The 22,577-nt window shown below is 38.9% G+C and carries 26 protein-coding genes and 4 pseudogenes; 18 read left to right on the forward strand and 12 right to left on the reverse strand.

The genetic code is table 11. The annotated features are described in order from the left end of the window. The first annotated feature begins 4 nt into the window (after positions 1-4). From LWH95_RS11885 to LWH95_RS11940, 12 genes are all read left to right on the forward strand, one after another. Positions 5-985 carry an XkdQ/YqbQ family protein gene (locus LWH95_RS11885; protein ID WP_232919659.1) on the forward strand — a complete coding sequence of 327 codons (981 nt, stop codon included), beginning with the start codon at positions 5-7 and terminating at the stop codon, positions 983-985. Then, positions 982-1,248, forward strand: coding sequence for a DUF2577 family protein (locus LWH95_RS11890; RefSeq protein ID WP_024122153.1), 267 nt, complete (start codon positions 982-984; stop codon positions 1,246-1,248). The genes LWH95_RS11885 and LWH95_RS11890 overlap by 4 nt, the downstream gene beginning before the upstream one ends. A 12-nt stretch (positions 1,249-1,260) precedes the next feature. Beyond that, entirely contained in the window at positions 1,261-1,686 is a 426-nt protein-coding gene (locus LWH95_RS11895; RefSeq protein ID WP_017697465.1) for a DUF2634 domain-containing protein, read from the forward strand. Then, positions 1,679-2,725, forward strand: a complete 1,047-nt coding sequence (locus tag LWH95_RS11900) for a baseplate J/gp47 family protein (RefSeq protein WP_232919660.1) — start codon at positions 1,679-1,681, stop codon at positions 2,723-2,725. The genes LWH95_RS11895 and LWH95_RS11900 overlap by 8 nt, the downstream gene beginning before the upstream one ends. Then, positions 2,709-3,287 carry a YmfQ family protein gene (locus LWH95_RS11905; protein WP_041054779.1) on the forward strand — a complete coding sequence of 193 codons (579 nt, stop codon included), beginning with the start codon at positions 2,709-2,711 and terminating at the stop codon, positions 3,285-3,287. The genes LWH95_RS11900 and LWH95_RS11905 overlap by 17 nt, the downstream gene beginning before the upstream one ends. Beyond that, complete coding sequence (locus tag LWH95_RS11910) at positions 3,284-3,556, forward strand: hypothetical protein (protein ID WP_032722163.1); 273 nt, start codon at positions 3,284-3,286, stop codon at positions 3,554-3,556. Before LWH95_RS11905 ends, LWH95_RS11910 begins: the two co-directional genes overlap by 4 nt. 3 nt (positions 3,557-3,559) lie before the next feature. Continuing rightward, positions 3,560-4,660: a pyocin knob domain-containing protein gene (locus tag LWH95_RS11915; protein ID WP_041054781.1), complete on the forward strand. Its 1,101-nt coding sequence runs from the start codon at positions 3,560-3,562 to the stop codon at positions 4,658-4,660. A gap of 9 nt (positions 4,661-4,669) precedes the next feature. Beyond that, a complete protein-coding gene (locus LWH95_RS11920; RefSeq protein ID WP_041054783.1) occupies positions 4,670-5,005 on the forward strand; it encodes an XkdW family protein in 336 nt (111 codons plus the stop codon). Beyond that, positions 5,002-5,166: an XkdX family protein gene (locus LWH95_RS11925; protein WP_041054784.1), complete on the forward strand. Its 165-nt coding sequence runs from the start codon at positions 5,002-5,004 to the stop codon at positions 5,164-5,166. The genes LWH95_RS11920 and LWH95_RS11925 overlap by 4 nt, the downstream gene beginning before the upstream one ends. Positions 5,167-5,253: 87 nt before the next feature. Next, positions 5,254-6,147, forward strand: coding sequence for a phage-like element PBSX protein XepA (xepA, locus tag LWH95_RS11930; protein ID WP_041054785.1), 894 nt, complete (start codon positions 5,254-5,256; stop codon positions 6,145-6,147). 45 nt (positions 6,148-6,192) lie between these two features. Next, on the forward strand, positions 6,193-6,615 hold the full coding sequence (locus tag LWH95_RS11935; RefSeq protein WP_019715076.1) for a phage holin family protein: 423 nt from the start codon (positions 6,193-6,195) through the stop codon (positions 6,613-6,615). 44 nt (positions 6,616-6,659) lie between these two features. Next, on the forward strand, positions 6,660-7,634 hold the full coding sequence (locus LWH95_RS11940; RefSeq protein ID WP_232919661.1) for an N-acetylmuramoyl-L-alanine amidase: 975 nt from the start codon (positions 6,660-6,662) through the stop codon (positions 7,632-7,634). A gap of 74 nt (positions 7,635-7,708) precedes the next feature. Here LWH95_RS11940 and LWH95_RS11945 read toward each other — a convergent pair whose 3' ends face one another. Further along, positions 7,709-8,356: a hypothetical protein gene (locus LWH95_RS11945; protein ID WP_041054790.1), complete on the reverse strand. Its 648-nt coding sequence runs from the start codon at positions 8,354-8,356 to the stop codon at positions 7,709-7,711. A 159-nt stretch (positions 8,357-8,515) separates the two neighbouring features. On the opposite strand from LWH95_RS11945, the gene LWH95_RS11950 reads away from it, so the two are divergent. Continuing rightward, the gene (locus tag LWH95_RS11950; RefSeq protein WP_039076474.1) at positions 8,516-8,839 is read left to right on the forward strand and encodes a hypothetical protein; all 324 of its coding nucleotides are present in this window, start codon (positions 8,516-8,518) and stop codon (positions 8,837-8,839) included. Between the two features lie 98 nt (positions 8,840-8,937). Here LWH95_RS11950 and LWH95_RS11955 read toward each other — a convergent pair whose 3' ends face one another. The 7 genes and pseudogenes from LWH95_RS11955 to rapE form a co-directional block, all read right to left on the reverse strand. Further along, the gene (locus tag LWH95_RS11955) at positions 8,938-9,111 is read right to left on the reverse strand and encodes an RNase A-like domain-containing protein (RefSeq protein WP_326353974.1); all 174 of its coding nucleotides are present in this window, start codon (positions 9,109-9,111) and stop codon (positions 8,938-8,940) included. 92 nt (positions 9,112-9,203) lie between these two features. Beyond that, positions 9,204-9,644 carry an SMI1/KNR4 family protein gene (locus LWH95_RS11960; RefSeq protein ID WP_232919662.1) on the reverse strand — a complete coding sequence of 147 codons (441 nt, stop codon included), beginning with the start codon at positions 9,642-9,644 and terminating at the stop codon, positions 9,204-9,206. A 60-nt stretch (positions 9,645-9,704) separates the two neighbouring features. After that, positions 9,705-10,028 (reverse strand): annotated as a pseudogene (locus LWH95_RS11965) (tRNA-Val4). A gap of 51 nt (positions 10,029-10,079) precedes the next feature. Then, entirely contained in the window at positions 10,080-10,439 is a 360-nt protein-coding gene (cdiI, locus tag LWH95_RS11970; RefSeq protein WP_040082462.1) for a ribonuclease toxin immunity protein CdiI, read from the reverse strand. 21 nt (positions 10,440-10,460) lie between these two features. Beyond that, positions 10,461-12,353, reverse strand: coding sequence for a T7SS effector LXG polymorphic toxin (locus LWH95_RS11975; protein ID WP_232919663.1), 1,893 nt, complete (start codon positions 12,351-12,353; stop codon positions 10,461-10,463). Between the two features lie 223 nt (positions 12,354-12,576). After that, positions 12,577-12,711: a phosphatase RapE inhibitor PhrE gene (gene phrE, locus LWH95_RS11980; protein WP_101169556.1), complete on the reverse strand. Its 135-nt coding sequence runs from the start codon at positions 12,709-12,711 to the stop codon at positions 12,577-12,579. Continuing rightward, positions 12,701-13,828, reverse strand: coding sequence for a response regulator aspartate phosphatase RapE (gene rapE, locus LWH95_RS11985; protein WP_232919664.1), 1,128 nt, complete (start codon positions 13,826-13,828; stop codon positions 12,701-12,703). Before rapE ends, phrE begins: the two co-directional genes overlap by 11 nt. A gap of 380 nt (positions 13,829-14,208) precedes the next feature. Here rapE and LWH95_RS11990 point away from each other — a divergent pair, with 380 nt between their 5' ends. After that, positions 14,209-14,976 (forward strand): DNA/RNA non-specific endonuclease, encoded by a 768-nt coding sequence (locus tag LWH95_RS11990; RefSeq protein WP_332880191.1) that lies wholly within the window; start codon positions 14,209-14,211, stop codon positions 14,974-14,976. 22 nt (positions 14,977-14,998) lie between these two features. Here LWH95_RS11990 and LWH95_RS11995 read toward each other — a convergent pair whose 3' ends face one another. Further along, positions 14,999-15,946 (reverse strand): S8 family peptidase, encoded by a 948-nt coding sequence (locus tag LWH95_RS11995; RefSeq protein WP_225045804.1) that lies wholly within the window; start codon positions 15,944-15,946, stop codon positions 14,999-15,001. A gap of 13 nt (positions 15,947-15,959) precedes the next feature. Beyond that, entirely contained in the window at positions 15,960-18,032 is a 2,073-nt protein-coding gene (locus LWH95_RS12000) for a S8 family serine peptidase (RefSeq protein ID WP_232919666.1), read from the reverse strand. A gap of 146 nt (positions 18,033-18,178) precedes the next feature. Here LWH95_RS12000 and LWH95_RS21725 point away from each other — a divergent pair. Together LWH95_RS21725 and spoIVCA are read left to right on the forward strand one after the other, a co-directional pair. Then, positions 18,179-18,357: pseudogene (locus LWH95_RS21725) on the forward strand (hypothetical protein). Next, on the forward strand, positions 18,315-19,775 hold the full coding sequence (gene spoIVCA, locus LWH95_RS12010) for a site-specific DNA recombinase SpoIVCA (protein ID WP_232919719.1): 1,461 nt from the start codon (positions 18,315-18,317) through the stop codon (positions 19,773-19,775). Before LWH95_RS21725 ends, spoIVCA begins: the two are co-directional and overlap by 43 nt. Before the next feature lie 27 nt (positions 19,776-19,802). On the opposite strand, the pseudogene LWH95_RS12015 reads toward spoIVCA, so the two are convergent. Next, positions 19,803-20,153 (reverse strand): annotated as a pseudogene (locus tag LWH95_RS12015) (sigma-70 family RNA polymerase sigma factor); the annotation flags it as partial. 194 nt (positions 20,154-20,347) lie between these two features. Between LWH95_RS12015 and LWH95_RS12020 the strand changes: the two are divergent. Beyond that, positions 20,348-20,758 carry a NucA/NucB deoxyribonuclease domain-containing protein gene (locus LWH95_RS12020; protein WP_003237136.1) on the forward strand — a complete coding sequence of 137 codons (411 nt, stop codon included), beginning with the start codon at positions 20,348-20,350 and terminating at the stop codon, positions 20,756-20,758. A gap of 32 nt (positions 20,759-20,790) precedes the next feature. Here the strand turns inward: LWH95_RS12020 and LWH95_RS12025 are convergent. Then, a pseudogene (locus LWH95_RS12025) lies at positions 20,791-21,362 on the reverse strand (YqeB family protein). Positions 21,363-21,673: 311 nt separating this feature from the next. Here LWH95_RS12025 and gnd point away from each other — a divergent pair. Continuing rightward, positions 21,674-22,567 (forward strand): phosphogluconate dehydrogenase (NAD(+)-dependent, decarboxylating), encoded by an 894-nt coding sequence (gnd, locus tag LWH95_RS12030; RefSeq protein ID WP_232919667.1) that lies wholly within the window; start codon positions 21,674-21,676, stop codon positions 22,565-22,567. Positions 22,568-22,577: the final 10 nt, after the last annotated feature.

Genomic DNA, 22,577 nt, shown 5'->3' on the forward strand with positions numbered 1-22,577 from the left:
TGACATGATAGAACTTTTCGTCATTAAAGAAACGGAATGGCTTGAGCTGGTAACTGAAAGTGTTTCTCTTGAGGGACAACGGTATCAGGCACCCCGATCGATCACAGCAAAGATCATAACGAAACAAGGAACCCATTCATATTACAGCGTATCAGAAGGAGATACGGTTCTGTTTAAGTGGAAAGGGAAAGAGCTGTTTCGAGGTATTGTGTTTTCTCGCAATCCGGAAGAACATGGGCTGACCTTTACGGCTTATGACATGCTGCAATATCTGGTTAAGAACAAAGATGTTTATGTGTTCTCCAATAAGCGTGCAGACGAGATTATTAAGCGCCTGGCAAGAGATTTTCAAATTCCAACGACATCCATTGCAAATACAGGTTACACCATTAAATCATTAGTGTTTAAAGATGATACGAGCCTTTATGACATGATTCTGAAAGCCTTGAAACAAACGAAGAGCCAAACCGGAAGGAATTATCAATTATATTCGGCGAAGGGGAAGCTCGGCCTTCGCGCTTGGCCTGATCCGTCAGAAGTATGGGTGCTAGAATCGGGTGTGAACATTACTGGTTATCAATACAGCACTTCCATTAATGACACAGCCACAAGAGTAAAGCTGCGGCGTCAGAAAGACAATAAAACTTATACGGCTACCGTAAGTGACAACACGGGTATCAGCAAATACGGCGTGCTTCAGTATGTTGAAACAATATCAGATAACATTAACCAAGCACAGCTTCAGCAGCGTGCGAAAGTTAAACAGGCACAGAAGAAAGGCGTCAAAAAAGAACTCAAAAGTATTCAAGCAATTGGGATTCCAGATCTTCAGAGCGGTTTGCCCGTCTATATTTCAATTCCGGAAGTCGGGGTTAAGAAAACATACTGGATTGATACAGATAAACACGAATTTAAAGGATCGACACACACGATGACCATTGATGTGGTTGAGAAAAATTCTATCCCTGATGGTGTTTCCTCATGAGATTAAGTGAAGCAATCAAACATTTGGCTGTCGGTGCAGTTGATTCTGAGTCACCAGTGGATATTATGCCGGCTGAAGTGGTTTCCGTTTCACCTATTGAAATAAAGCTTAATGAAAGTGACAAATTAATAATACCTGCCGATTTGATTATTGTTCCAAAGCGGCTGCGGGCCGGTGAAGAAGAAGCATTGAATACAGGTGAGCGTGTGATGATTGTCTCCTTAAAAGGCGGGCAATCATTTTTTATTCTCGACAAAATATAGGAGGTGTTTGGAATGGCTTTGTCTCCGGAAATCGAGTTTGAGGATATAGAGGATGACAGCGAGGTCATAGAGACCTCGCAAACCTACAAAATAGATTTTGAAAATGGCTGTATCACAAATGAAATTATCACAGGCCTTGAAGCGATTAAGCAGTTTGTATATCTGTCTCTCCATACTGAGCGATATGCATATTCTGTTTACAGTCATGACATTGGAAATGAGCTTCAAGACGTGCTGGCAGATAACGAAACAACAGACGCATATAAGAAAATGGAGATCCCTCGGCTGATAGAGGAAGCACTGATCTATGACGACCGAATTTCTGCTGTTACAGATTTTGAAATAGATAAACAAGGCGAATCGTTCCGTGTCTCCTTTACAGTCGAAACTGACGAAGGAACATTGGAGATCGAGGAGGTGCTTGGCGAAGATGTTTGAAGATCAAACCTTTGAAGTGATTATGGATCGTATGTTGAACAGGATTTCAGCGGACATTGATACAAGGGAAGGCAGCGTGATTTATAATGCCTTAGCTCCTGCAGCCGCAGAATTGGCCAAGTCTTACATTTGGCTCGATACGGTGCTGGAACTTGTCTTCTCGGACACAGCACAAGGAGAATTCTTAGATCGTCGTGCTACTGAAGCCGGCATCGAGCGAACGGCTGCCACAAAAGCAGTCAGGGCAGCGGAGTTTACTGAAGGTGTGACCATTCCTGTAGGCTCTCGCTTTTATGTTGATAATCTTTATTTTCAATACACAGTTGACGGGACGTTGGAATGTGAAACAGCCGGAGAAGCGGGGAACGCAAATATTTCAGGCCAGAATCTATTGTCATTAGACACCATACCAGGACTCCAAAAAGCGATCGTGAAAGAGATTCTAATTCCTGGCCGAGAAGAGGAGGATGATGAAAGTTTAAGAGCTAGATATTTTACCCGCGTGCGTCGGGAAGCTGTCAGTGCCAATAAAGCTCACTATAAACAATGGGCTGAAGAAGTAGACGGAGTAGGGAAGGTAAAGGTCTTTCCGCTTTGGAACGGGGACGGCACAGTCAAAATTGTCGTGACTAATGCTAACTTGGAACCTGCTTCTGATATTTTAATATCAAAAGTGAAAAACTATATTGATCCTGAACCCGGACAAGGTGAGGGACAAGCGCCAATAGGTGCCTTTGTCACAGTGGAGAGTGCGGAATGGAAAGAGGTTGAGATTTCAGCCGAGGTACTTCCCGAGGTCAATAGCTCTATCGATCAGGTAAAGCAAGAAATCGAATCAGGCGTTTTAAATCTTTTTAAAAAGATTGCTTTTGAAGATAACGTCATCCGTTTATCGCAGATTAATAATATCGTCTACAATTCACCTTCAGTAAGTGATTACGCAGATATTAAAATCAACGGCGTGGCCGAAAATTTGGTTCTGAGTGACGTCGAAATCCCTAAATTGGGGCAGGTGAACATCATTGAGCAAACTCGATGAAATGACTGCTTACCTGCCTCCGTTCCTTACCAAGTTAAAGGAAATGGCTGAACTTCTTAAAGCGGAAGCTCCGGAATTTGAGAAGCAAAATAACAGCATCTTTGATCTGACAGATCAGCTGTTTATTACTACGGCAACCTGGGGGCTTGAACGATGGGAAAAGATTTTGAACGTACCGCGGGAATCAGGTGACCCCGATGAGATCCGCCGATTGCGTCTAATCTCTAAAATGTCCAATATACCGCCCGCAACATATAAGGCCATTGAACAGGCATTGAACCGGTTCCTGAAAAATCCGTCTGCTCAGGTCAGGCTGCTTCAAGGACAGTACCGTTTTAATGTTGATATTGATATAGATGATATGCAGCATATGAGCGAGCTCATAGAAACATTGGAGAATATGAAGCCAGCTCATTTGGCATATACCTTGCGAGCTGCTGTGAATGAGCCACTCAAGATAAAAGATACTGTCATTTTGAATAACAGAAGGTATCGAAAAGCAAGTGAGCTAAAGGTAGGTTATTCCGTCACGCTCAATAATAACGAGGTGGTCCTTGCATGATTACGCAGGTTTATAGAGAGCGTACAGCTGCAGATTTGAAAAATAGGATATCGAAAGTGCTACTGAATGGGAGTGAAACAGAAATTGTGGAACTCACCATTCACGGTGCGGTTGTCACGGTACTTACTCAACGAGAGGAAGATATCAAACATATTAAGAGTGTGCAGATCCTTGATGAACAAAACAACGTAATTACGGAAAGAACAACAGATTTAGACGTCAGTAATAATAGAACGCTAGATTTTAGGATTACTTTCGAGGTGGTGTAGCAAATGGCTTATGATGCAAAAACAAATTGGCTTCCGGATGATTTGATAAATGAGGATGATGTGAACCGGTGGGAGAAAGGTATTCTAGACGCGCATAAAGATTTAGCTGTACATAAAAATGACATGAACAACCCTCACAACACAACAAAGGCGCAAATCGGACTGGGGAACGTAGATAATGTACAGCAGGCTTCGAAAAAAGAATTTGAAGAGCATCTTAATGATTCACAACGGCACATAACACCAGTAGAGCGGGAGAATTGGAATGCAAAAGAAACAACTACCGGAGCTCAGGAAAAAGCTGATAAGGCTTTATCGGATGCAAAACATTACGTGGATACCAACTACAAAAATAACAATCTAACGTTAATTCCTGGAGACAATGCTATTAAAGATGCAAGAACAGGAGGGGAAGAATATCCGTTAGGACTGACCTTAATGGACATTGGACAAGGGAATACTACTGGCTACCCTTTAGGTTATGGCATTGTCAAAAATGAAAAATATAATAATTACCGTTTCACTCAATACTTTTACGGAACAGGGAATGAGTCTGGGACTTACTACGACAGTACAGGAGTCTGGATTAGACACTGGTGGAGTGGTTCAGGCTGGACTCCGTGGCAAAAGATATCAGGTTTTGCTCATGCGAATATTGGAACTACTGGTGTTCAGTATTTGAAAAAGATTGATCACACCAAAATTGCATTTAACAGGGTCATCAAAGATAGCCATAATGCCTTTGATACTAAAAACAATCGATTTATTGCTCCGAATGATGGAATGTACTTAATCGGTGCAAGTATATACACCTTAAATTACACATCTTATATTAACTTTCATTTGAAAGTTTACCTAAATGGAAAAGCGTATAAAACACTGCATCATGTAAGAGGAGACTTTCAGGAAAAGGATAATGGGATGAATCTGGGTTTAAACGGCAATGCAACTGTACCCATGAATAAAGGAGATTACGTTGAAATCTGGTGCTATTGTAATTATGGAGGAGACGAGACTTTGAAAAGGGCAGTAGATGATAAAAACGGCGTATTTAACTTTTTTGATATACAAGAACTTGGAGGCCGAAACTATCCAAGATTTTAGGAGGTAACGATGAATATAGGTGAAGCTATTCTTTTTAAATACCCAACAGCTGATCCCACAAAGGATTTTATCGTCCAGAATAATGGTGATGGAACTCCCTCATATATAGCAGAGTGGAATATTAGGGCACCTATACCAACGGAAGCAGAGTTAAAATCTTGGTGGGAAGAGCTTCAGAGTATATCTGCATCTGAACCACCAGTTCAAGTGGATCTGCTTGCAAAAGAGTTATCAAAGGAAAAACTAGCTCGTAAACAGTTTGAAGAATTAAACCAAACTTTGGGAAGCGAGCTCTCAAAAATAAAGTTGCAACTGCTTACTCTACAAGGAGGGAAAGATTCATGAATTATTGGATTTGGGCTTTACATTATGACTGGGCTACTCCTGAAATGGTGAAACAGGCAATTCGTTATAAAGATTGCTCGCCTGAGGATTTACAAAAAGGGGTAGAGAAAAAACTCATTACAGCTGAACAGTATAAAGAGATCACAGGAGAAGCCATTTAGGGCTTTTTTAATTTTGCCTTAAAGGGGGTGATTCCGTTGTAAACCCATGCTCACCACTAATGATCAACAATAGAAGGAGGATTTTCTATGGCATCATATAGTTTTCAATTCCCCACAGATGCAACGGGTAAGCCAGGAGCGGCTAAACCGTACAGAGAAGGGAACCAGGATTTTATAGTACCCGTGGCTACTATTTCAGGTAATGCGGAGCTGCTGACAAACGCAGTCTTAAAAGCGACCGAAGTGTACACGCAATATGGCCAAGATCGATTAGGTCAGATTTTAATTTCAAAAGTAAAAGGTCATGCTTATTCTGATCGTGAAGGTACCTTATTCATTGAAGAAAGTAACGATATGAATTCATGGACCACAGTCTCTTCGTTGGTTGTTAAAGCAAATACACTTGGCGAAACCGAATGGATTCATTTAACTAAACGCTATTTCCGTTTCAGGTACGCAAATGGTAACTTGCAGCAGTCAGAATTTTTACTATACCAGTCACTGGGCGCCGGTGAAGAGGATATAAACATAAACCACACTGTTCCGATTACAGCAGTTGCTCCGTTTTCAGTCCAGCTGGATAAAAGCGGCTTAACTGATGATGGTCGTTTAAAAGTTCAGACTGAAGGCTTGAATCTAAGCTCAGTAGACACTCAAGCAAAAACAAAGGATTTTGTATTTCATGATAAAACAGAAACAATAGGTGAGGGTAACCCATTCACCGTTGGATCATTCAAAACGTTACTCATTGAGGTTTATGGGACAGCTGAGACAAGTGAATTGAAGTTCTGGGGTAAATCCTTATCGGGAACAAAAAGAGCCCTTAGAGGGCAGAAAGTGGATGACGGAACATTTGCCACTAGCACAAAAGGGAAATCAGAAGCTTGGTCTTTTAACATTACTGGTTTTAAAGAAATTGTTATGGAGCTTACAGCTTTAACAAATGGAAACTTTTCAGTTAGAGGGACGGCCGTCTCATAAGATCAGGCTGTCCTTTTTTATTTGCCTCGGGGGAGGTGATTAGAAATGGAGGAGACAAGTTTGTTTATCAATTTTGAAACATTAGATTTAGCAAGAGTATATTTATTTGGAGGGGTGAAGTACCTTGATTTACTTCTAGTACTTAGCATAATTGACGTTTTAACAGGAGTAATCAAGGCATGGAAATTCAAAAAACTGCGAAGCCGAAGCGCATGGTTTGGCTATGTCCGCAAGCTACTCAATTTCTTTGCGGTCATTTTAGCAAACGTTATTGATACAGTCCTCAATTTAAACGGTGTCCTAACTTTTGGTACCGTTCTTTTTTATATCGCTAATGAAGGCTTGTCAATAACTGAAAACTTAGCACAGATCGGTGTTAAAATCCCTTCAACGATAACAGATCGATTACAAACAATTGAGAACGAAAAAGAACAGAGTAAGGATAACGCAGACAAAGTTGCTGGCTAAGCGAGTGGCTTTTTTTATTACACAGACAGAAGGAGAGAGGATATATGGCCACTAAAGTTGTAAAGAATCTAGTCTCTAAATCAAAGTATGGATTGAAATGTCCTAATCCAATGAAAGCTGAATATATCACTATTCACAACACTGCGAATGATGCTTCAGCAGTCAATGAAATTTCCTACATGAAGAATAACTCTAGCTCAACGAGTTTTCACTTTGCAGTAGACGATAAACAAGTCATTCAAGGAATTCCAATAAATCGTAACGCTTGGCACACAGGAGACGGCACAAATGGCACCGGGAACCGTAAGTCTATCGGCGTTGAAATCTGCTACAGCAAATCAGGAGGTCCTAAATATAAGGCAGCAGAAAAACTCGCTATTAAGTTTGTGGCGCAGTTGCTCAAAGAGCGAGGCTGGGGTATTGATCGTGTCCGCAAGCATCAAGACTGGAACGGGAAATATTGCCCTCACCGGATTTTGTCAGAGGGTCGATGGGATGAAGTAAAAGCCGCTATCGCTGATGAATTAAGAAAAATCGGAGGCAAAAGCTCAGCGTCTTCAGGCGGCTCTTCAGGATCCGGAACAACATATACAGTGAAAAAAGGTGATACTCTTTCTGCAATAGCAAAAGAGCACGGAGTGAGTGTGGCAAATCTTCAGAGCTGGAATAACATTAAAGACCCGAATAAAATTACAGTTGGCCAAAAGTTGAAATTAAAAGGATCCAGTTCATCCAGCAGCACTAAAACAAGCGGCAAAAAGACATCGTACCCGCTTCCTTCCGGAATTATTAAAGTGACAAGTCCGATGACGAAAGGAACAAACGTCAGACAAGTTCAAAATGCTCTTGCTGCTCTTTATTTCTACCCGGATAAAGGAGCGAAGAATGACGGCATTGACGGCGTGTACGGCCCGAAAACAGCAAACGCGGTCAAACGGTTCCAGTCAGTAAATGGCCTGACTGCTGATGGCATTTATGGACCTAAGACAAAAGCGAAAATTGAAGAGAAATTGAAATAAAAAGCATTCTGACTATGCACTTAATTACGGAAAGAGAATAAAATAAAAAGGGGTATCAATACCCCTTTTTGCTTTTAATATAAAGTCAAACTACCGTTCCAAGTTTGTCCGATTTTAGCTCCAATCGTAAATCCTTTAATGTCTATACCGAGAACCATAGCCCCTACAACCTTAATTTTTGCAGTATCATTAGTTGTTTTCTTTTTAGTAATGTTATAGCTCTTCCCAGTTTGTTTCCACCAAGCTACGTTAAGGCCAGTAACATAAGAGTTAATACCTGACACTTTGGTGAACTGAGGCTTTTTATTTACAAATTTATATTGATAATTAAACGCGATATTTTTCCAGCAAGCCATCCCTGTCATACCCCAACCTGTAAAAGGCGCCCACCAATTGATAACATGTGAGTCACTCACTTGTGGTTTTATTAGGGGAGTATCTTCACTAACGTTAATAGTCTCTTCAAACTCTTGTGGTTGTTGGGCATCTTTAATAAACTCTTCAAAATCCTGAACTGAGTCAAACTTCAAAAAATCCTTTTTAGATACACTTGAAAATTCTTCACTTGAGACATCCACTAATTCAAAACCAAGGTCCTTTTGTAACTCTTCCACTTGGTTCCTTGTTTCAGCAATCTCTTTTGTTGTGGATTCTGCGTTGGCTGAAGCAAAAGGTACCAAAGCCAAGCCAAGGGCAATGACTAAGACTAAAATCCTTTTCATACTTTCAACCTCCATTCAATTTAGTTCTTACAAACCAATTAAAACATATGAAAGTCCCGAAATCCATAAAAAACCAAAAGATTTATATTTTTCAATAAATTTATTTATTTGGATATGTTATAATTGCCGGGTAACATATAAGGGGAAGGGAGTGATTGCATGAAAAACCGATTGAAAAAATACAAGTTAGGTTTGATAAGCTTTCTAGTTCCACTTATTTCGATTTTTGTAATACCCTATGAGAAGGTTTCAGAATTGGGGTATGCTCTCGGTTTCCCTATTCAATTTGTGATTTATCGTAGTTATGATGGATTTGTAGGAAATAGGTTTTTGTTATTTACTCCAACAGAATTTATAAAGACAGAGTTTAACGTTGTTAATTATTTAATCGCCGTTCTGATGGTTTATGTATTACTAAGGATCATCAAAAAAGTGATAACAGGGTTGAAAGCAACAAAACACAATCCTATTGAGGAAAGATAAAATTATTATCCTCAATAAGCCCAACTCAATATGAGAAGGGCTTTTTTAAATAATCCATATTTTCTTTTCTTTATCCCATGAAACAGCACCTTTGCGGATCAGGCTTTTTGTAGCCTCGCGTATTTCTTGTTCGCTTTTCCCGGTCTTTCTTTTTCATTAGCAACTCTTTCTGCAGTTGGCCTATCAATGAAACTAGAAGAGGCACGTATCTTCTTGTTTTTCTGTAGTCTCTGTAATAACTTTTCATCAGTCTTACCGATATGTCTATCAATTAGCGCTAATTCTCACCAGGTGGGAGAGTTATCCCTTGTGTTACATAAAAAGATCCTTTCTCCTCAAAAAGAAGGAGAAAGGCTTTATCCGTTTATTCCTCGTATAGTTTATTAACCAACTCTGTAAAAGAATCACATATATGACTCAAAGCTTTATCAGGATCTTCATATGCAATCTCGTGATCCCAGAAAACTACGGACGGATTCTCTTTGTTCAGACGATAATCGAAGCAGATTTCATTGCCAAACACGTCATCAGCAATCGGTATTACTTTATCTGGCATTCTGCCGTCTCGATAACGATTAGAAACGTTAACTATATATGACTCACTTTCTTTATGGAAGCTATGTAAGTATCCGAATGCAATTTTTTCCCTATCTTCAAGATCAAAAGTTTCAGGAGAGGGGGTAGCGCCAGAATAGATTTTGACATATTCTAAATAATCTTTTGGGAACTTTACTTGTAACAGGTTTTCTACTTCAATAATTTCCTCGTTACTAACAGGATGCTCTCCGAAATCCCATTCAACCATATGGTATCTCCGCCTCGATATGTAAAACCCTTCTTTATGTAAGAAGGGTTTTAATTTTATTCAACCTTTAAATATATCTGGAATCTTATCTCGCCATATTAATAGCAATTCTCTAAATTGATCGGTTTCAATTGAGTTTTCATAGGGTTCTTCTACCCTAAAAGAGTTTTCAACAATTGTCACATCTTTCTTGATGAGCACACTTGTAGCATTTAACTCAATCTATATCCCTTCTGAAACCTTCTCAATGTAATCTATATACTCGTTGGCTTGTTCTTCTGTAGCGATGTTTTCAATGAAATCAGAGAAAATACTGATTTCTTCTGGCAATACTATTCCTACATCACCAAATGGATCTTCTTCAAATTTGTATGGATATTTCATATGTTATTTCCCTTAAAGATTATTATTTATATAACGGATATGAAGTTTTATTTATACCTTAATATCATACTTTTCCTTAATTCTTTTCATGTAGTTCTCTACCTCGGGTTTATTTTCTGGGTGTCGTTCTACATATTCCCTAACAAATTCATTTAAATATTTATAGAAATTTTCGTAATCTAATATGACTTCTTCATCTTCCTCGACTGCTGGGTAATCGAAATAAAAAGCTATACCCTCATCTCCAAAATAATCTTCTTCCCACTCTTCGTAGTCATCAGCAAATACACACCAGACATTCTCTATTCCATAACCCTCTCCGTTGGAGAATTTCTCTAAAATGCGTAAAAAACGTTCATCACCCATAACTTGAAAAAAATAGTTGATTAAGTCTTTGTTTTTATTATCCATTTCACTTTCACTCCGAATTATTTAATCATTTAAGGTAGGGAAAAAATTTGTTATTTCTCCAGTAGCTTCATCAATATAACCTTCAAACTTGAGACCATTTTTAGCGTATCCAGTTACTTTTCTCCCGACTACTTCTCCATTTTTCATTGCTTCTTCTCCCCACTGCAACATTTGTTCGTTTGAGATCTTCTCGGGATCATAAACTGTCTTTGGAGTACGGACTTTTTTTAGTTCTCCAGGTTTGATATTTCCTTCTCTATCTAATGCAGGTAAACCATATTCAATTTCATAGATACCATCAATTGTGGGGTGTTCTCTTTTTGAAATTATACAACTCTCTAAATCCCAACCTTTATCAATAAATGCCTTTTCAAAATTCTGTAGATTGTGACCGCCGACAATTCCTTTATTTTTCTTTCTAACTATATCTTCTACCTCAACTAAATGGGTATCATATCCTTGCCTAAAAGTAACATTTATTTTGTGAAAAGCATTATTTTTTTCTTCTTCAATTATACTTTTTAACAGTGGTGTGTTTTTAACGTTATGAGTATTCTCAATATCTTGTGCAATTCCTACAAGTGCAGGTTCATATCTGTTTTTAAAAAAGGGATTAATAAGGTTGTTTCCTTTTGTAATTCCTTTATTCACATGAGAAGCGGCTGTTCCACCTTCAACCACTTTACCCACTTTTGAGAGCTTAGTAGTGGTTTGCACTGCAGCACCTGCACCTTTTGGACCAACGATATTACCGACCGCATAACTGATATAATGTGCTCTTGTATATGCATTGCCATTTATCATTTTATCATTCCATGAATCGACGATGTTTGTCCAAATTATTTTAGGGTAGGAGGGGACACTTAAGACTGTTGTGATTGTTTTTGCAAGTTTTAGTTCCATAGGGAGCTGTGAAAATTCCCATGCGCCTACAACCAAGTCCTTGATGCCATATATCGTATCATCAATCGCATCGTTAAGCCCATCATTAACCCCATCGATGATATCCAATGCCGTTTTACCCGCATTGATTACACTTTCACCGACGGACTTCAGCTGTTTTGCTTGTTCTAGCTGCACCACATACTGTAACTGTGCAGGTTCAAGGTTCTCATACCCGATCTTCTTCGCAATTTCTAAATACTCATCCGGATCTGAGACACCATTCGCAAGCTTTTTCTTTAAGTCTTTTATCTCGCGTTCCTTCGCTTCCTCTTTCTTAATCGTCAAATAAGCTTCCGTTCGCTTCTCAATATCGCCTTTTTTCTTATGTATATCACTCTCACGGTACGCCTTGGCGTTGTAGTGAATGGGTGTAGCGTTTTTGCCTTTGCCCGTTGCTTCTTGGAGCTTTTGGAAGTCTGACTTGATGAATTGTTCATTTGGTTCTGACATAGCATATTCTGTCAGTAAATCTTCGTCAAGGTCACCTAGTTTTTCAATTGTTTTTTTGCGTTTATCATTGGCATCTGCAAGCTCATCCTTGAAGGTTTCTGTTGAAAACAAGTCGAGCGGGAGGATGTCGTCGATATCGTTTAGAATATCTTTCATGGCTTTTTTCTGTTCAGACATGATGGACTTTGATTTTTTATGGGCGTTAGCCAGTTCATGTTCTAAAAAAGATTCTTCAATATAAGCATCAGAGAGACCTTTGTCCTCGACAGCCCCGGCAATGCTATTAAAAAACGCGATCTTCATGTCAATGTAGTCGATCCATTGATCAGTTACACCAACATGATCGTGATAGAATGCTTTAATGTTATTAGCGCCTTTACCTGAGAATTCGCTGTCGTCAAGTTCAGCAACGCTTTGTAAAGCTTTTCTCAAGTTGACCATTTGCGTCCTTAGTTCTTTATATTCTTTGGCGCGGTCTGTAGCTTCAGACATAAGTGTTTTAGCTTCAAAGACTTTCATAATCATACCCTTTCATTTAATCATATAACAAAATATTACCATGGAAGAATGATGAAACTAAGTGTTATGTGGATCAAAGGGTGGAAATGAATCATTCGATCTGTGTCTTTTGATCTAGTTTTTGGGGTTTGACCAGCTTTTGTGAAATGCTTTTCATGGCTAAAATAAGAAAAAGCCGTTATGAAACGGCTAAAGGGAATTAGAACTAACGTTGTTTATCGAATCAAACAAGGAATTCATGAGTAGGTGCGAGAGTTACATTCCGGGATGCTTCCTTCATTTCGCCATTAGATATAGATCCGAAAAAGGCAAGTCCAATTAAAACGGCGGATAAACTGATAAACAATTTAGATTTCATACATGCATTCCCCTTTCGATATTTGCTTTTGAGCATATACCATCTTCTTGAAACAGATGATACTATCCTCTATTTTTCCATTATAATCGAAAAGGTTGCCTCCTAACAATGCCAGCTCTTCCAGATAAGGGTATCCTTTGCCATTCTCTAAACGAGAAAAAATGTTGAGGAGTTTAGGTGTATCACCATTTCTTATATAAAGAACGTCTAATGCTTCAAATAAGTTCATAAAAAGTTCGTCTTTAAAATCTACAGCACTTCTAATTCCTTTGCGGAAGCAATCCATTGCTTGTTCTTTTTTGCCTTGTTTAAAATAAATCAACGCTAGGTCATGATAGGCCTGTGGAAGTACGTCAGAGTTTATTTTTCTGTATTGAACCAAGGCTTGTTCGATGTAACGTGCAGCCTTATTTAGGTTGTCCATTTTGTGATAGCAGTTGCCGAGATTGAAAAATGCAGTGGCATAGATGTGAATATTTTTACTTTTAAGCAGCTCGGCACCTTTTAAAGCTTCTTGAAGGTGGGGGAGAGCTTTTTCATGGTTTTCAAGGTCATCGTAGTTACCGGCAATGACAAAATGGCACTGAATACGCCGAACAGAATAAAGTTCATGTTTTTTATAGATGTTGTATGATAGTTCAGCGTAGTGCATTGAGATATGAGTCATTTTCATATGATAATAGACTTCGGATAACTTAAAATAAAACTCAGCTTTTTCAATCTTGTCGGAGATCGTTGGAATTTTGCGTTCAGCTTTTTTGTAATATGTAATGGCCTTTGTGTATTTACCGTTTCTAAACTCATACATCCCGCGGAAGAAGTTATAATAATATGCCCGCATATTGTCTAGTTTTTTCTTATGTCCTTCGATTTTCTTTAAATATTCTGAAAGTTCCATTCGGTTTTCATCGGATGGCAGCGTGTATTCCAACATGATTTTATGGCGAAAGGCCATTAATTGATAATAAATAAGCAAGTCTTGATCTTCTTCCATAACCTCTATATCACGTTCTATTTCTGCCTTTAACATTTCAGCATCAGTAACGTTGAATTTTTGTATATGCCTATGCCATTCATTAATTTTCATTCCCACTTCAGCTGATGTGATTGATATCAAGATATTCACCCTTCCCTTAACTCTACTAGTACTGTAAATATTAACAAGTTTTTGTTCGCAGAAAAAGGCAATAGGGCACCGCAATTTAAATTTTCGGTGAGACCGCAATAATAATTTTGGTTGAACTGTAAAATCAGCTGACCTTTTTCTCATTTCACTACTTAAAACACAAAATTAAAAAGGTTAATGTTAACGAATAGGAAATTGAATTAAAACAACAATAATTGTTGGTCGATATTTTGATTACACTTTTTAGGAGGGCGATTATTAAAGTGAGTATGGGTAAAGGCTATAATATCAATTTTTTAGGTGAAGATTATATAATTAATCCCCCAAGATTAGTTGGAAAAACATAAGAAGAATCACTAAATGACGGTGAAATTTTTAATTTTACAAATTTCTCATTAGTGATGAATAAAAAACGCCGATTTCTGATTTATGGTGCAAATAATGTTGATAAAAACCTTTTAAAAGACATCGAACGAGATAATGATGACTGGCATTTTGATCTTCGGATAGGTAAAGAAAATCAAGTAGGAAACGAACTATATCGTAACAATCCGTGGGACCGAGGTCATATGGTTAGAAGACGTGATGTATGTTGGGGTACATGGGATGAAGCGAAAGCGGGAAATTATGATTCATTCTGCTGGGCAAATATTGTTCTTCAACATTGCGAAATAAATACGAAAATTTGGAACGATATAGAGGAATGGATGTTGAATTATAATGATAATATGCTTAACAAATTGTCTGTTTTTACAGGTCCTATTTTTACTATGAATGACCGTCCTTATTGTGGTGAGAATCAAAATTTAAGCTGTGGTATTCAAATTCCTGCGGGTTTTTGGAAAGTTATGTTTTTCGTCGACTTGAAAAAGAAATTACGATCTGTAGCTTTTGTAATAAAACAAGATGATTTCTGGTACGATAACAGGGGAAGAGAGTTTAAGCCACTAGAAACTTATCAAGTTCCCTTAAATTCTATCAGTGAGATGACAGGAATTGAATTTGAGAATCGCCTGTATCGGGCAAATCCTTTGTTGTATTTTGAAAGCAATTTAACGAAAAGAGAAAACATACAAACACCTGAAGCACATCCTATTAGCAGTATGGATGATTTAATTTTAGACCGTGAATTAACATAAGAAAAAGGATGACCTATGTAGGTCATCCTTTTGTTAAAGTTAGAAAACCATGTCCTTCTGCTTCTTTGCTATATCCAAGGGGAACGGTACGCTTTATTAACTCATTATAGAGTTCTTGTTCAGTAATAATTTTTCCGAGTTTCTTTTCATATTGATTAATAATCAGAGCGGCAGCTCCCGCTACGTGGGGAGTTGCCATTGATGTTCCTCTAAGTGTTGCATAGCTATTTTTCGGGTATGTTGATAGTACTTCTTCTCCGGGAGCGACTAAGTCAATTTGATTATTTGTATTTGTAAACTTACTTAATTTCTTAAAAGGATTCACTGATCCTACGCATACTACTTCTTTATAGTAAGCAGGGTAACCAACTTCATTTGTTTTTTCATTTGCATCGCCTTTATTTCCTGCAGCACAAATGACCAGGATATTATGTTGAACAGCTTTTTGAATAACTTCATGTAGCTGTTCCGGTGGCTTTTCTTCACCACTTAATGACATTGAGATGATACGTACTTTTTCCTGTTTAGTTCCTCTCCATTTAATACAGTACTCAATAGCATTAACCATATCAAAATAATCTGCAATTAGCCTCCCTTTTGCGGGACCCTCTGTAATCCTCTTTACGACTTTACAAATAAGTAATCTCACCTCTGGAGCTACTCCAACAACACCTTTTCCATCAATCACGGCACCAATAGTTCCGGCTACATGAGTACCGTGTCCAGTCAAATCATTAACATCCTTTAAATTATTTTTGTCTACAAAGTTATGTGTATCAATAATCCGTCCTTTTAAATCAGGATGATCTACTTGGCATCCACTATCAAGTACAGCAACAACAACACCTGCCCCTTTATTGCTATCCTCCCAGACATCAGGTGCTTTAATTATCTTTACACCAAACGGAATTTCAAAAGTGTTTTTTAAAATAGATTTAACCTCAAATGGAATTGGTTTTAGATAACTCATAACTTCTCCATTTCTAATATTCACCATTTAATTTTTTTACAGCTTCTGCTACAGCTTCATTGGTTTCACCTAAAACTTGTGTTGAGAAGATCCAACCACTAGATGGTTTACCACTTACAACAATCGTTTTTCCTTCATATGAAGAAAAATCAAAGTCACGGGGCATTTCCCCCGCTACAACACTTATTTTTGTAAAACGTTCATTACCAAACGAAGATTGCAAATGAACATGTTCGAAATTTCCATTGTGTACTTGTCCAATATAGTAACTTGTTTGATTATTAAAATGTTCACTATGAGATGATATAGCAGGAGTCGATTTATCTAAAGTAGGCTCTGATCCTTTAAGACGAAGCGCCATAGTAACTGCTGCTTTAGCATCAACCTTTCCAAATCCAAACCAAGGGCTCCACGTCCCATTAGGGTCATTAAGGTCTAAAAAATCTCCTTTCTCAAAAGGTGCAACTGGAGATACGTCCCAAGTTGGGTTTGGATCGTAACTAGCAGATGGTGGTGTCTTAGGATAGCCTTTCATGTTTAAGTTTTTAGAGGCTGTTCGATTTAAAATAGTGATAACTTCTAGACCTTTTAAATCAGAGTTTGCTGAAATAACTAATGCTGCGATCCCAGCAACAAGTGGTGTTGCACTAGATGTTCCACCAAAGTCAGGTGTAGTAGTTACAATATCAGTACCTATATCAGTTGTTATACCAAGTCCCTTTACAGACATACGATAATATTCATGAATATTGTTACTAGGAGCAGTAATCGAGATTCCAGTACCATAGTTAGAATAATGGCTCCGTTGAGCTGTGCTTGCTAAAGCAGCAATATGCATGACTCCTGGTATACCCACTAGATTATTTCTAAAATGTTTAGATGTTTTAACTCCAATCCATTTATAAGTTCCAGATTCTGCATGAAATTTCCACCCGTTTGTATAAGGAACTTCAAGAGGGGCGCTATGATTGATTGGACAGTTTTCGTTTCCAGCGGCCCACAAAAAGATGATTCCTTTTTTGCGTCTTCCTCCATTTATAGACAATTCCGTAATTCGATTAACTACTTGAATTGACCAATAATTAAAAGGTCCCCCTCCCCATGAATTAGACAATACATCTACTTTATCTGAAATATAATCTAGCGCAGTTAATAATTTGCTATCGCTTATATATAAGCTTGGGCCTTCTGATTCCCATTTGATTGGTAATAGGCGGCAACCAGGTGCAGCACCAACTGTCAGTTCAGCATCTACTTCTGCAGCAGCTACTCCAGCACAAGAAGTGCCATGATCATTACTCTTTGTATACATATTATCAATTTTTGCGCTTGCATCATTTTTTTTAATTAGTTGTTCACCTTCAAAATATCCCCATCCAGCAAATTTGTTAGGTGAGTTAAAATCCTTATGATTCATTCTACACCCATCATCTGTAATCCCAATAACAACCTCTGGGCTTCCGAAACTATTCAAGAGTTTCCAAGCGTCTTCACACATTGAAGAGGAGCGAGGATCAAAATCAGCATGTCTGAATCTTCCGTGTAAATGCCATTGTTGTAAATAAGAGGAATCAGTTGGTAGTGACAGGTCATATTTCATTACTCGACGATTTAAGTCGTGATCAGCATTTTCTACAAGTGGTTCTTGTTCTGTTAATTTCACTATTAATTTAAGAGGATTCATTCCGGTATGATCTGTTAGTTGAAATAAATAATCTTGATTACTATAGGCTTTTTTAATTATTAAGCCATAACGACCTGCAAACTCACTAACCTTTTCAGGAGAAAGAGTAGTACGGAAAGTAACAAGTATGCGATCAGTTGGTAAAAACTCAGATCCTGTATCAGCAACATAATAAGCATGATGAGTTGGAGCAACTTTTCTAGCCTCTTCCATTAAAGGTTCTAGATCAGTAGCCTTTACATTAACTTTTGTAGAGGAGGAAGAAACTTGTTTTACATCAGTAACACCTAGTTTTTCTTTGACCTCTTCCGGAAGAGAACGTATAACAAACTGATCTGCCTCTTTTCTTAATGGGATTTTTTCTCCTGCACGATAAGTATAAACAACTTGATGATTTGTCATTGCAATATCTCCTTTAAATTAGTTTCATCATCAATAATAACCATAAATGTAAATATAATACATCTAATTGCTAGGAGGTTTTTGAATTAACTTTTCATTAGGACAAACAGTTATTACATAGCATTACCCAAGGGGTGATGCATTTTATGAAGGTGAAAATCATCGAGGGACCGCAAGCTGACAAATGCATTAACGATTGCTATCATTATTTAATAAAACTTTATAGGAAGGAGATCCAGGGTGATAGCAATATATGTAAGAGTATCGACCGAGGAACAAGCGATCAAGGGATCGAGCATCGACAGCCAGATCGAGGCCTGCATAAAGAAAGCAGGGACTAAGGATGTGTTGAAGTATGCCGATGAAGGATTTTCTGGTGAGCTTTTAGAACGTCCTGCTTTGAATCGCTTAAGGGAGGATGCAAGCAAAGGACTTATAAGTCAAGTCATTTGTTATGATCCAGACCGTCTTTCTCGGAAATTAATGAATCAGCTTATCATTGATGATGAACTCCGAAAGCGAAATATACCATTGATATTTGTAAATGGAGAATACGCCAATTCTCCAGAAGGTCAATTATTTTTCGCAATGCGCGGAGCAATCTCAGAATTCGAAAAAGCCAAAATCAAAGAACGGACATCAAGCGGCCGACTTCAAAAAATGAAAAAAGGCATGATCATTAAAGATTCCAAACTATATGGCTATAAATTTGTTAAAGAGAAAAGAACTCTTGAAATATTTGAAGAGGAAGCAAAAATTATTCGAATGATTTTCAACTATTTCACCGATCATAAAAGCCCTTTTTTCGGCAGAGTAAATGGTATTGCTCTACATTTAACTCAGATGGGGGTTAAAACAAAAAAAGGTGCCAAAGTCTGGCACAGGCAGGTTGTTCGACAGATATTAATGAACTCTTCTTATAAGGGTGAACATAAACAGTATAAATATGATACAGAGGGTTCCTATGTTTCAAAACAGGCAGGGAACAAATCTATAATTAAAATAAGACCTGAAGAAGAGCAAATCACTGTGGCAATTCCAGCAATTATTCCACCTGAACAATGGGATTACGCCCAAGAGCTTTTAGGCCAAAGCAAAAGAAAGCACTTGAGTATCAGTCCCCACAATTATTTGTTATCGGGTTTGGTTAGATGCGGGAAATGCGGAAATACCATGACAGGGAAGAAAAGAAAATCACATGGTAAAGACTACTATGTGTATACTTGCCGGAAAAATTATTCTGGCGCAAAGGATCGCGGCTGCGGAAAAGAAATGTCTGAGAATAAATTGAACCGGCATGTATGGGGTGAAATTTTTAAATTCATCACAAATCCTCAAAAGTATGCTTCTTTTAAAGAGATTGAACAATCAAATCACCTGTCTGATGAATTAGAACTTATTCAAAAAGAGATAGAGAAAACAAAAAAAGGCCGCAAGCGTCTTTTAACGCTAATCAGCCTAAGCGATGACGATGATTTAGATATTGATGAAATCAAAGCACAAATTATTGAGCTGCAAAAAAAGCAAAACCAGCTTACTGAAAAGTGTAGCGAAATTCAATCAAAAATGAAAGTCTTAGATGATACAAGCTCAAGTGAAAATGCTCTAAAGAGAGCCATCGACTATTTTCAATCAATCGGTGCAGATAACTTAACTCTTGAAGATAAAAAAACAATTGTTAACTTTATCGTGAAAGAAGTTATCGTTGTGGATTCTGACACCGTATATATTGAAACGTATTAAAGAGGGGTGTGTGCACCCCCCTTTTGTAATTACAATCTCATTTTCAATACACCGCGCAGCATACGTCGCCAGCTTTGTCCCTTTTCCGGCGGAATAGCTTTCAATTCCTTTGATCAGCCCGATTGTTCCGATGGAGATTAAGTCCTCTGCATCCTCACCTGTATTTTCGAACTTTTTCACAATATGGGCGACCAAGCGAAGATTATGCTCAATCAGCATGTTTCTGGCATGTTCATCTCCTTTAGCCATGAGCTCTAAGTATTTTTTTTCCTCGCTGCTTGAGAGCGGTTGTGGAAAGGCATTGTTTTTCACGTAAGATACTAAAAAGACAAGCTCTTTAACAACAAAGCCGAACGCTGCGAAAACACCTGTCACCATCGTCACCTCCACAAAAGTATGTAGGCAAAAGCCTATATGTAAATGTATGTGAGCAGGAGGCTGTCTGTGTCTGTACCGGGAAATTTCTCGCAGGGGAGCCTGGCTTTCGTGAGCAGCAGGCCAACTTCAAATTTTAAAAATAATCTTTATCATGCGCCCATACATTGAAATGAACGATGTATGGGGGGATGGGAATGAAAAAATGGATGGCAGGCCTGCTTCTTGCTGCAGCAGTTTTTCTTTGTTTAGTGGTTCCGCAGCCGATCAAGAGCGCTTCTTTGTATGACAAAGTGTTGTATTTTCCGCTGTCTCGTTATCCGGAAACAGGGGATCATATTAGAGATGCGATAGCAGAGGGACATTCTGATATTTGTACCATCGACAGGGATGGAGCGGACAAAAGGCGAGAGGAATCATTAAAAGGAATTCCGACGAAGCCGGGCTATGACCGGGATGAGTGGCCAATGGCGGTTTGCGAGGAAGGCGGCGCAGGAGCTGACGTCCGATATGTGACGCCTTCTGATAATCGCGGGGCCGGCTCGTGGGTAGGGAATCAAATGAGTGGTTATCCTGACGGCACCAGAGTGCGGTTTATTGTGCAGTAATCGAGAAGAGGCTCTTTCTTGAGCCTCTGTTGTTACGATCCTTCGCGATGCTGAATGTTCGGAGGATAGGTTTCTGCTTTTCGCCAATACTGGCGTGTGCCTTCGTCTCGAACAACGATGCCCAACTGTCTGCCCAATCGTAATTGTGCTTTCTAAAGGCCTTCTCGACCTTTTCAGGTTTTTCATCAATTTCTTCTCGTGCCAATTCATATCCGGCTGTTCCTAGGAGGACAAGCCGTTTGTGATCGATAAACACAAGAGCGATGTCGTCGGAACGAATCGTTTGTACTTTCTTTCCTTTGATTAATTCCACTGTGTCATCTGTAATTTTTACAGACAGCAGCATTGCAATAATAGAATGAGCGAACCAAATCCCTGCACACATGCCAAGCAGCGCAGTGATGAATGCAGCTGGTGATCCCTGAAAAGAGGTGACCAGCCGAAGCGGTCCTTCAAAAGGAATCCACGGAAGGGATAATGCCCATTTCGCAAACTGCGGGATAATATACCCGATCGTAAGTCCGATGATTGCAAGTGCAGTGTATAAAAGAGATGCAGCGGTTTTCGTAACTCCAATGAGAGTATGAGATTGATCCTGCAATATGTCACCTTCTTTTACTGAATAAATCGAATTCTCCCCCATATTTTAACTTAAATAGATGGTAAATCAAGGATAAAATGATGGTTTTTGATATAAAGGGAGAGTCGGTTATGGGGGAACAAAAAGATAAGCAACGCACCTGATTTTACAGTCGTGCAATTAGAGCTGTTTCGAAAAAAACAAGCGGAAGAACATACAAATCACAAAGGAGAGGGGACAGTTAAATCCTTTCGGCCTCATTTTATACGTATCACAATACAGTTCACAGGGAACATAAAGAATAAAGGCTTTTTAAACAACCGGGAGGAACAGACATGAAAATCGGATTAATCGGCTTAGGGAAAATGGGCATAAACATAGGAAAGCAATTCATTGACCGCAGTCATCAAGCGGTCGGATATGATGTAAATCAAGCGGCTGTCGATGAACTGAAAGCATATGGGGCCGAGGGGACAACGAATCTAAATGAGTTGATTTCTTCATTAGACACGCCGCGTATACTATGGGTTATGGTACCGCATGGCGTTGTCGATGCTGTTTTGCGTGATGTGACACCTTTATTAAGCAAAGGCGATATTATCATTGAAGCCGGAAACTCTCATTATAAAGAATCGATTCGCCGCTACAATCAAATGAAAGAAGCGGGTATATATTATTTCGATGCCGGAACGTCGGGCGGAATGGAAGGCGCGCGCCATGGAGCCTGTTTTATGGTGGGAGGTGACCCCGAGGCATGGGAGATTGTAGAGCCGCTGTTTCGAGACACTGCCGTCAGAAACGGATATCTTTACGCTGGTGAAGCGGGGAGCGGACATTTCTTGAAAATGATTCATAATGGCATTGAGTACGGAATGATGGCGGCAATCGGTGAAGGATTCGAAGTGCTTGAAAACAGCCAATTTGATTTTGACTACGAAAAGGTTGCCAGAGTGTGGAATCATGGCTCTGTCATTCGCTCTTGGCTTATGGGGCTGACTGAGCGTGCTTTCTCTAAAGATGCGAAGCTGGATCAGATCAAAGGCATTATGCATTCCTCAGGTGAAGGAAAATGGACAGTGGAAACAGCGCTTGATCTGCAGACCGCAACTCCGGTAATCGCCATGTCGTTACTGATGAGATACCGTTCTTTAACAGACGATACGTTTACAGGAAAGGTTGTCGCTGCGCTTCGAAATGAATTTGGAGGCCATGCGACAGAAAAAAAGTAAGGGGGCGAAC

Source organism: Bacillus sp. G16, from assembly GCF_021282335.1.
Taxonomy (GTDB): domain Bacteria; phylum Bacillota; class Bacilli; order Bacillales; family Bacillaceae; genus Bacillus; species Bacillus inaquosorum.